A 4746-nucleotide genomic window follows, 5' to 3' on the forward strand; every position below is an offset into this window, starting at 1 on the left:
CGCGCGAGCCGGAGCCCGCGCCCATCCCTCGCCGCCCCGTCCCGCGACGGAGCGCCCCGGCGCCTCCCGACGCGCCGCGCCTCGCGCGCCCCGATCCGGCGCCGCCCCCGCCCAACACCGAGCCCCCGCGCGACGCGCCGAGGCGCGCCCCGGTGCGGGTCGGCGTCTCGATGTCGGCGACCACCGAGGGCGGGAGCTTCGCGGCCCCGGCCGGCAACACGCTCCACGGCGAGGCGCCGCGCACCGCCCCCGAGCCGGAGGACGTCCAGGCCTACCGCTCCGAGCGATACGTCCCCCCGGCACAGGTGACGACCCTGCCCCGCCCGGTCGCCTGCGAGATCCCGCAGGCCGAGTACCCCGAGGCCGCCCGCCGCGCCGGGGTGGAGGGGCGCGTGGTGCTGACGCTCGTCGTGGACGAGGCGGGCCGCGTCGCCGAGGCGAAGGTGGTGGAGGAGCCCGGCCACGGCCTGGGGGAGGCGGCCGTCGCGGGCGTGAAGCGCCACTGCCGCTTCGAGCCCGCCCGCCGCGGCGAGGAGCGCGTGGCGACGCGGCTGCGCTACACGGTCCGCTACGAGCTGCCCTAGCAATCAGGGCAGTACTGCGGCTCCGATCACCCCGGCATCATCCCCCAGCCAGGCGTGCTCGATGCTGAGCTGCTTCACCGCGGACTTCGAGACCTTCTCGTCGAACGCGCTGCGCACGAGGTCGCCGAGCGCGGGGCTGCCGAGCAGGACGCCGCCGCCGAGGATGAGCCGGGCCGGGTTGAGGAGCGTGACGAGGTTCGCGATGGCGGTGCCGAGGAGCTCGCCGACCTCCCCCCAGAGCGCCCGCGCGTAGGCGTCGCCCTCGCGGTAGGCGTCGTCGACGAGGCTCGCGTTCACCCGGCCGAGATCGCCCGCCACGCGCTCGAAGATGGCGGTGCGGGCGCCCGCGGCGATCTCCTCCCGCACCCGCGCGGCGACGTTCACGCCGGAGGTGTAGGCCTCGAGGCAGCCCCAGTCGCCGCAGCCGCAGCGCCGCACCGACGTCTCCGGCCGGAGCGGGCAGACCTTCACGTGGCCGAACTCGCCCGCGACGCCCTGCGCGCCGTCGTAGAGGCGGCCGTCCAGGATGAGCCCGGAGCCCACGCCGGAGCCGACGAACACGAGCACGACGTCGTCGAGCCCCTTGGCCGCGCCGAAGCGCTTCTCGCCCCACGCGGCGACCGAGAGGTCGTTCGCCACCCGCACCGGCAGCCCGAGCGCGTCGCAGAGCAGCGCGCCGAAGGCGACGTCGCGCCAGCCCAGGTTCGGCGCGTTCAGGACGACGCCGGTGCGCCCGAGGCACTGGCCGGCGACGCCCACTCCCACCGCGCCCACCGCCCCTGTGGCGAGCCCCGCCGCGGCCGACGCCTCGGCGATGGCGTGCTGCACGACGGCGACGACGCGCGACGGCTCGCGCTCGCGGAGCGGCTCCTTGTGGGCGGCGACGATCTCGCCCGTGTCGGTGTCGACCACCGCAGCGCGGGCGTTCGTCCCGCCGAGGTCCACGCCGATCCCGAGCGGCATCGCTACGCCCCCAGCTCGCGCATGATCTCCTGCACCTTGCCGCGCACGAGCCGCTCGATCTCGTCGAGCCGCTCCCGCGTGCGCGCCTCGAAGCGCAGGACGAGCAGGGGCTGCGTGTTCGACGCGCGCACGAGGCCCCAGCCGTCGGGGAAGACGACGCGCACGCCGTCCACGGTCACCGCCTCGTAGCGCCCGGAGAAGAACTCCTGCGCCCGCCGCACCACCTCGAACTTCTTGTCCTCGGGGCAGTCGACCCGCAGCTCCGGCGTCGACTCGGTCCGCGGCACGTCGGCGAGGAGGGCGGAGAGCGGCGCGCTCGTCTTGGAGAGCAGCTCGACGAGCCGCCCCGACGAGTAGATCCCATCGTCGAACCCGAACCAGCGGTGGGCGAAGAAGATGTGCCCGCTCATCTCGCCGGCGAGCAGCGCGTGCTCCTCCTTCATCTTCGCCTTGATGAGGCTGTGCCCGGCCTTCCACATGATCCCGCGGCCGCCGCGCTTCGCGATGTCGTCGTAGAGCGACATCGAGCACTTCACCTCGCCGACGATGGCGGCGCCGGGCTGCTCCGCGAGCAGCGCGCGGGAGAAGAGGATCATGATCTGGTCGCCCCAGAGCACGTTCCCCTTCTCGTCCACCGCGCCCACCCGGTCCGCGTCGCCGTCGTAGGCGATGCCGAGGTCCGCCTTCGTCTCCAGCACCTTCGCCTTCAGGTGCTCGAGGTTCTTCTCCACCGTGGGGTCCGGGTGGTGGTTCGGGAAGCGGCCGTCCATCTCTACGAAGAGCGGCACCACCTCGATCCCGAGCGCCTCGAAGATCGGCACCGCGATGACGCCGCCCGTCCCGTTCCCGGCGTCCACGACCACCTTGAGCTTGCGGCCGCCGAGGCGGAGGTTCTCCTGCACGTACTTCCGGTAGGGGGCGACGACGTCGTAGGGCGTCACCTTCCCCGCCCCGGTGGCGAACTTCCCGGACTCGGCGAGCCGGCGCAGCGCCTGGATCTCCTCGCCGTGGAAGGTCGCCGCGCCCAGGCCGACCTTGAGGCCGTTGTACTCCGGCGGGTTGTGCGAGCCGGTGATCATGCAGATCCCGTCCACGCCCGCGGTGTGGGCCGCGAAGTAGGTGAGCGGGGTCGGCACGACGCCGAGGTCGAGCACGTCCACCCCGGTGGAGGCGAGCGCCGACACCATCGCGTCGCGGAAGCGCTCACCCGAGAGGCGCGCGTCCCTCCCCACGGCCGCCTTGCGCCCGCCCGCCTCGCGGATGCGCGTGCCCAGCGCCTTCCCGACGAGGTGAACGGCCTCCTCCGTGAGGTCCTGATCGACGAGCCCGCGGATGTCGTACTCGCGGAAGATCGTCGGGGAGAGCGTCGCCATGGGGGTCCTCCGGTGCGAGTAATGTCGTGCCGCCCCCCGCGGCGCGCCACGACGGGGCGAACGGGCGCTGTCTAGCACGAAGGGGCGCGCGCGGCCCCCCCGAATCAGAGCACCTCGTCGCGGCCTCGGCGGGTGAGCTCCTCCACCGCCTTGCGCACGTCCTGCGCCCGGTCGCGGCGGCAGACGAGGATGGCGTCCCCGGCGTCCACCACCACCACCTCGTCGAGGCCGATGACCGCGACGGGGCGGCCCTCCGTGGCGATGACGACGTTGTTCCTTCCGTCGATGACGAGCGCGTCGCCCTCGGCGACGTTCCCGGTCGCGTCCGTGCTCCGCACGTCGGGGAGCGCCGCGAAGCTGCCCACGTCGCTCCAGCCTAAGTCCGCGGGCACCACCGCGATGCGATCGCTCTTCTCCATGACGCCATAGTCGATGGAGATGGACGGGCACTCGGGGAAGACGCGCTTCAGGGTGCGGGCGTACGCCGGGGTCCCCAGCGCCGCGGCGATCTGCGCGAGCTGCTCGCCCAGGACCGGCATCGCGCGCCGGATCTCCTCGAGGATGACGTCGGCGCGGAAGACGAAGATGCCGGAGTTCCAGAGGTAGGAGCCGTCGGCGAGGTAGCGCGCCGCGGTCTTCGCGTCCGGCTTCTCGACGAAGCGCTCCACCTTGAACGCGTGGAGCCGCGGGGCACCCTTGCCGCCGCGCGCCGCGAGGCGCGGCCCGAGCTTCAGGTAGCCGTAGCCGGTCTCCGGCCGCGACGGGCGGATGCCGATGGTGGCGATGGCGCCGCGCTCGGCGAGCTGCGCGCCCGCCGCGATCGCGTCGCGGAACGCGGCGGGCTTGGCGATGTGGTGGTCGGCGGGGAGCATCGCCATGATCCCCTGCGGATCGCGGGCCGCCACGTGGAGCGCGGCGAGGCCGACGCACGGCGCGGTGTTGCGCGCGCAGGGCTCGACGATGAAGTGATCCTTCGGCAGCTGGGGGAGCATCCGCCGCGCCGCGGCGGCGTGCTGCGGCCCGCACACGACCCAGGTGCGGTCGGCCCGGGCGAGCGGCGGGAGGCGCGCCACCGTCGCGGCGAGGAGCGGCGCGTCGCCGGCGAGGCGGAGGAACTGCTTCGGCCGGTCCTTGCGGGAGAGCGGCCAGAAGCGGGTGCCGGAGCCGCCGGCCATGATGACGGGGTGGATCTTCACAGGGTCCTCCAGATGGAGAGGAGCTCCGCCAGGATGCGGGCGGTCGCCCCCCAGATCGTGTCGCCGCCGACGCTGAAGAAGTGGACGTCCACGGGCAGCCCCCACGCCTCGGCGCGCTCGGTCCGGTGCGCGCCCGGCGCGAGCAGCGCCGCGAACGGCACGTGGAGGATCTCCTCCACCTCGTGGGCCGCCGCCGCGTAGGGGTAGGGATATGGCACGGTCGCCACCCAGGGCGTCAAGCAGAACGCGGAGGTGAGCACGAGCGTCTCGGAGAGCCGCCCCATCACCTCCGCCTGGGCGGGATCGAGGCCGATCTCCTCGCGCGCCTCGCGCAGCGCCGCGGCGAGGTGCTCCTCCTCCGGATCGACCCGGCCGCCGGGGAAGCTGATCTGGCCGGGGTGACGGCGGAGGTGCCGGGTGCGGCGGGTGAGGAGGACGTGCGGCGCGTCGTCCTTCGCGTGCAGCGGGACGAGCACCGCGGCGCGCAGGAAGCCGCCCGGCGGCATCGCCCCCGGGCGGATCTCGTCGAGCGGCGCGAGGCCCGGCGCGCGCGCCGCGAGCGCGGTCCGCAGCGCCGCGAGGCTCATCGGCGGAGCGCGGCGCCGAGCGGCGCCGGCGCGGCTCCTGCGT

The 4746-nt window shown here is 74.5% G+C and carries 5 protein-coding genes; 1 reads left to right on the forward strand and 4 read right to left on the reverse strand.

Features of this window, described 5'->3' with window-relative positions; translation table 11 throughout:
* A partial coding sequence (locus tag MNZ39_RS23240) for an energy transducer TonB (RefSeq protein ID WP_242341471.1) occupies nt 1-584 on the forward strand: 584 nt, incomplete at its 5' end.
* A 3-nt stretch (nt 585-587) separates the two neighbouring features.
* Here MNZ39_RS23240 and MNZ39_RS23245 read toward each other — a convergent pair.
* The 4 genes from MNZ39_RS23245 to MNZ39_RS23260 form a co-directional block, all read right to left on the reverse strand.
* A complete protein-coding gene (locus MNZ39_RS23245; RefSeq protein WP_242341472.1) occupies nt 588-1547 on the reverse strand; it encodes an ROK family protein in 960 nt (319 codons plus the stop codon).
* Nucleotides 1548-1549: 2 nt separating this feature from the next.
* Nucleotides 1550-2920 carry a phosphomannomutase/phosphoglucomutase gene (locus MNZ39_RS23250; RefSeq protein WP_242341473.1) on the reverse strand — a complete coding sequence of 457 codons (1371 nt, stop codon included), beginning with the start codon at nt 2918-2920 and terminating at the stop codon, nt 1550-1552.
* A 104-nt stretch (nt 2921-3024) separates the two neighbouring features.
* The gene (locus tag MNZ39_RS23255) at nt 3025-4116 is read right to left on the reverse strand and encodes a mannose-1-phosphate guanylyltransferase (RefSeq protein WP_242341474.1); all 1092 of its coding nucleotides are present in this window, start codon (nt 4114-4116) and stop codon (nt 3025-3027) included.
* A partial coding sequence (locus MNZ39_RS23260; RefSeq protein ID WP_242341475.1) for a CoA pyrophosphatase occupies nt 4113-4746 on the reverse strand: 634 nt, incomplete at its 5' end. The genes MNZ39_RS23255 and MNZ39_RS23260, both read right to left, overlap by 4 nt.

The sequence above is a fragment of the Anaeromyxobacter sp. SG66 genome, from assembly GCF_022690805.1.
In the GTDB taxonomy this organism is placed as follows: Bacteria; Myxococcota; Myxococcia; order Myxococcales; family Anaeromyxobacteraceae; genus Anaeromyxobacter; species Anaeromyxobacter soli.

Bases quoted from the DNA above. Each gene is read 5' to 3' on its own strand.
- MNZ39_RS23245 (WP_242341472.1), bottom strand. From the start codon at position 1,547: ATGCCGCTCGGGATCGGCGTGGACCTCGGCGGGACGAACGCCCGCGCT.
- MNZ39_RS23250 (WP_242341473.1), bottom strand. From the start codon at position 2,920: ATGGCGACGCTCTCCCCGACGATCTTCCGCGAGTACGACATCCGCGGG.